Genomic DNA, 3,772 nt, shown 5'->3' on the forward strand with positions numbered 1-3,772 from the left:
CCACTTTTGCTACTTGATTCTTAACTTCATCTTGGACATACTTCGAAATCTTGTCATTTGGAACTACTGGAGTAGGATAATTTTCATCTGGTTCAATACTTACTTTTTGAACCTCTAAATCTTTTTGATGCTCAATTTCTTGTTGTGCTTTCAGATAATCACGATAAGCTGACAATAACTCTTTATGAGCCTCTAATACCTTTCTTTGTTCTTCTTTTCCAGTTGCTAGTTTGGCTAGTGCTAACTCTAGAATTGATTTCTTTTCTTTCAAAACTTCTTGAGCAGCTTCAAGATTAACTTTTGCCTTTGATAAGAGTTGAGGGGCATTCTTTAAAACTTCCACTCGCTCTTTTGATGCTTTCAAGGCTTCCGTTGATTTTGAAAGTAAGGCTTGACGATTGAGGACAAGTTCTTTAATTCTAGTAAGTTTAGCTTGTTTAGTAATCAAATCCTCTTTCTCGGCTTTCAAAACTTCATTCAGTGATTTCCATTCAGTTTGTTTTTCAGCTAGTTTTTCTTTAGCAACCATGAGCACTTCACGTTTAGTTTTAACATCTGCATTCAACTGTTCCAAAGCCTCTTGCGCTTGTTTATTTTCTAATCCAGCTTTTTTAAGGTTTGCTTCTGCCTGCTTCAACTTAGCTTCTGCTTCAGGAGTTTTTAATGCAATATTCTGAATGTCTTTACGATTAGTCACTGCATTTTGCGCAGCAACTTCTGATTGAGTATATTCTGTTTGTGCTTGTTCTTTTCTAGCTTGTGCATCCTTATGATTCGTTTTCGCAGTCTCATAAGTATCCTGAGCCTGTGTCACAGAGTTTCTAGCTACTTGAATTTTTTCCTGAAGACTAGCTACATTGTTCTTAGTATCAATCTTAACATTTTGATGGAACTCATTTTTCAGTAAATCAATTGTTTTAGAATCTGTTCCAACATAGTGCATCGCAACCAAACCTTGATCTAACTTACGGGTAGCTACACCAATATACTGTAACATGACTGACTTGCGATTAAGTCCTGCAAAATTCAAAGCATGACCCCAATCAGCATGTTTATCATGAAATAGCATCATAACGATATTATTGTATGACTGCTGTTTCAAATCAGCTAGTGTCACTACATCACCTGTTTTTTGAAATCCTATATTTTCAGAAAGAAAACCTTGATTCCCTTGATTTAAACCTACTTCTTTTGCGACAACATCCAAAGTAGCCTGATCATGTCCATATTGATTGGTCGATAGTTGAGTAGCCTTTTGTGCTACTTTCTGCATATCTCGATTCACTAGAACTGGAATATCATCTGTTCCCATCACCCGACGGAAATCATTAATCAGATACGCATTGAAAGAAGCAAGTTCCTCTTGAATTTCAGTAGATAGATAATTTACATTTTCAATTACAGTTTTTTTATCTACTTCACTTTGTTTAAAAGGGGAAACTGGATTGCTGTAATAGCTATTACCTCCATCAGGAGTTTTAAAGCCAGCAGTTATCATTCCTTTCTTGGCAATTTCATGTAACTTTTTGGAATTCTCTTCAGTAGGATTCTTGAAGTAAGCCTTCAAAGCTTCTACATAGCCAGCAGGATAAGTGATAGATGTCGTTGTCAAACTATCCAGAATACTTTGAGCCTTAGATAGATTATCTTTAGCTACTCGATACTGATTTTCAGCGTTAGTAGCTTGAGTGGTTGCTTGATCTAGCGCCTGCGCTTTCACCAACCTAGTTCCTTCAGTACTCGTTACCTCTACTTCTGCCTGTTTCAGTTTAGAAGCACGTTGGTCATCCGCTTTTTTAGCAGTCACCAAATCTTCTCGAGCTTGTGATGCAGCTTTTTCGCTCATTTCCAAGTTTCGCTTTGTAGCTTCAGCGTTGGCGACAATATCTGCAAGTCCAGTTCCATCTAAAATAGCCTGTTTTTCAGCTACGATTTGTTCTGCATCTGTAACTTCTTTTGTTTTGTCAGCAAGTTTTCCAGTAGCTTCTTTGACATTTACTTCCTGATCAGTAACATTCTTTTCAGTCAGCTTTTGTTGCTCTTCAGCAGAGGATAGTTCTTTTTGAGCTTTCTTCTCAGCAACCTCTTTTACAGAAACATCTTCTTTTGCATTCTGGATATTTTTAGGAGTAGCTTCCTTGACAGCTTTCTCCGCTTGAGTAACAGCTTCTGTTGCTTCTTCAACTACTTTCTTTGCATCGTTTACCTCGTTTTGATTAGATTTTACAATCTCCTCCTGTTTTTTTACAACTGCGTTTGCCTGTTCCACATTTGCTCGAGAGAGTGCAACATCAGTTTCTGTAACTGTTTTTTGAGTTGCAGTCTTCTGTTGGTTACCTGAATTTGGCTCTAAAGGCTTTACCTCTTCTGCGAAAGCTTGAGTTGTTACTCCAACACTTGCGGTTGCGATAACACTAGCCAACATAACTTTCTTAACTTCATTCATGATTTCCATTTGATTTCTCCTTTTTGATATTATTTAAAACAATGCTTATTTGAATAGTCTTTTAGTTTTCGTGAGATTTTATCAGACAATTTATTTGGTATAAAATTCATAGATACCAGAATCCCTGATGATAAAAGAATAGCTGTAACTATGATCTGTATAATACTCATTTCTTCACCTTTTCATAACATCACCTATCTGCTTTCAGCAACAAAGAAATAGTTCCTTGTTCCCTAAAACAGATAGATGAGGCTCTATCTGTTAAATTTTACCGTTAGGTCGGTGATAACCTTTACCAGTTAGCTGTAAGATTAGTTTATTCCCCTGTTTGATTCGTCTAGCAACTAAAACATCCCCACGTTTAATGGTGCGTATATCTCTATAGATTTTAGAGTAATCTGCAATCATTTCAACGATTTGAAGTTTTCCTGCTACATATCCTTTTTTAGGAATAAGACCATACTTACTAGTTAATTTCATTTCTTCACCACTTGCAAGTCGTGCGGTTGCATCACCTTGCAAACCTAGTCGTCTTAAGTCAGTGAGTGTAACCTCACTAGTTGATTTTATTTGATTCATATTGTCCTCCTTTTTGAATCAAAGGCTGATTTACAGCCATGCCGAGTTGATGCCGTACATCTCTACTGTGTTTTTTACGCACGATTTATAGTTTAGAAATCGCAAACTCTTTCGTCTTACGGGACAAGTCAACCGTGACTTTACATCATGCAGTCAGCACTAGATATACTTTCTAGATACACACCGCCCCTATTCTTCTTTTTATGCCTAGACTGCGCTAATCGGGACAGTGGGGATATTCAATTTTCAAAGAACAAAAGTAGTTTTAGGACTTGCTCAGGTCAAGGTTGAATACTATATAATAGCTTTATTTTGTATAGCTTCTTCAGTTAGTAAACCTCTTTGAATATATCCATCAATCAACTCATTATATTCTGCCAATATCTCCTCTATAATAGGTTTGATTTTTGATAAATCAAGTGAAACATTATCAGACTTCTCTAAAAATTTAATTGATAGATTTGTTAGCTCAATAAATCGTGAAAATGTTTCTTCGTCTCCCAAAACACGTTCAGTACAAGCGTATAAAAAGTTAATATAAAAATTTTTTGGGAAGTAACCTTCAAACATACTTAATCCTATTGCCGATTCAAAGGGAGAATAAACTGTCCCAAATATCATATTAAAAAGATTAACTGCTTGAGGGTTTCTATATTCAAACTCATACAGTTTAAAAACGTCAGGGCTACACATTTTTTTAGCAACCAGCAATAATTTGTCGTCAACATGCTTCATTCTATCTCCTTT

Annotated in this window: 3 protein-coding genes; all 3 read right to left on the minus strand. The window is 36.0% G+C overall.

Annotated features, from left to right (window positions below):
- Positions 1 to 2,455 (minus strand): SEC10/PgrA surface exclusion domain-containing protein (locus ADH54_RS09900; RefSeq protein ID WP_049524988.1); only part of this gene is annotated, 2,455 nt, incomplete at its 3' end.
- Positions 2,456 to 2,707: 252 nt separating this feature from the next.
- Positions 2,708 to 3,025 (minus strand): hypothetical protein, encoded by a 318-nt coding sequence (locus ADH54_RS09905; protein WP_049524989.1) that lies wholly within the window; start codon positions 3,023 to 3,025, stop codon positions 2,708 to 2,710.
- A gap of 294 nt (positions 3,026 to 3,319) precedes the next feature.
- Positions 3,320 to 3,772, minus strand: a 453-nt coding sequence (locus ADH54_RS09910) for a hypothetical protein (RefSeq protein WP_204373467.1), incomplete at its 5' end; no start/stop codon positions are given.

The organism is Streptococcus pseudopneumoniae (assembly GCF_001072315.1).
Taxonomy (GTDB): domain Bacteria; phylum Bacillota; class Bacilli; order Lactobacillales; family Streptococcaceae; genus Streptococcus; species Streptococcus pseudopneumoniae_R.

Coding starts and splice junctions, on each gene's coding strand:
- ADH54_RS09905 (WP_049524989.1), bottom strand. CDS start 3,025: ATGAATCAAATAAAATCAACTAGTGAGGTTACACTCACTGACTTAAGA.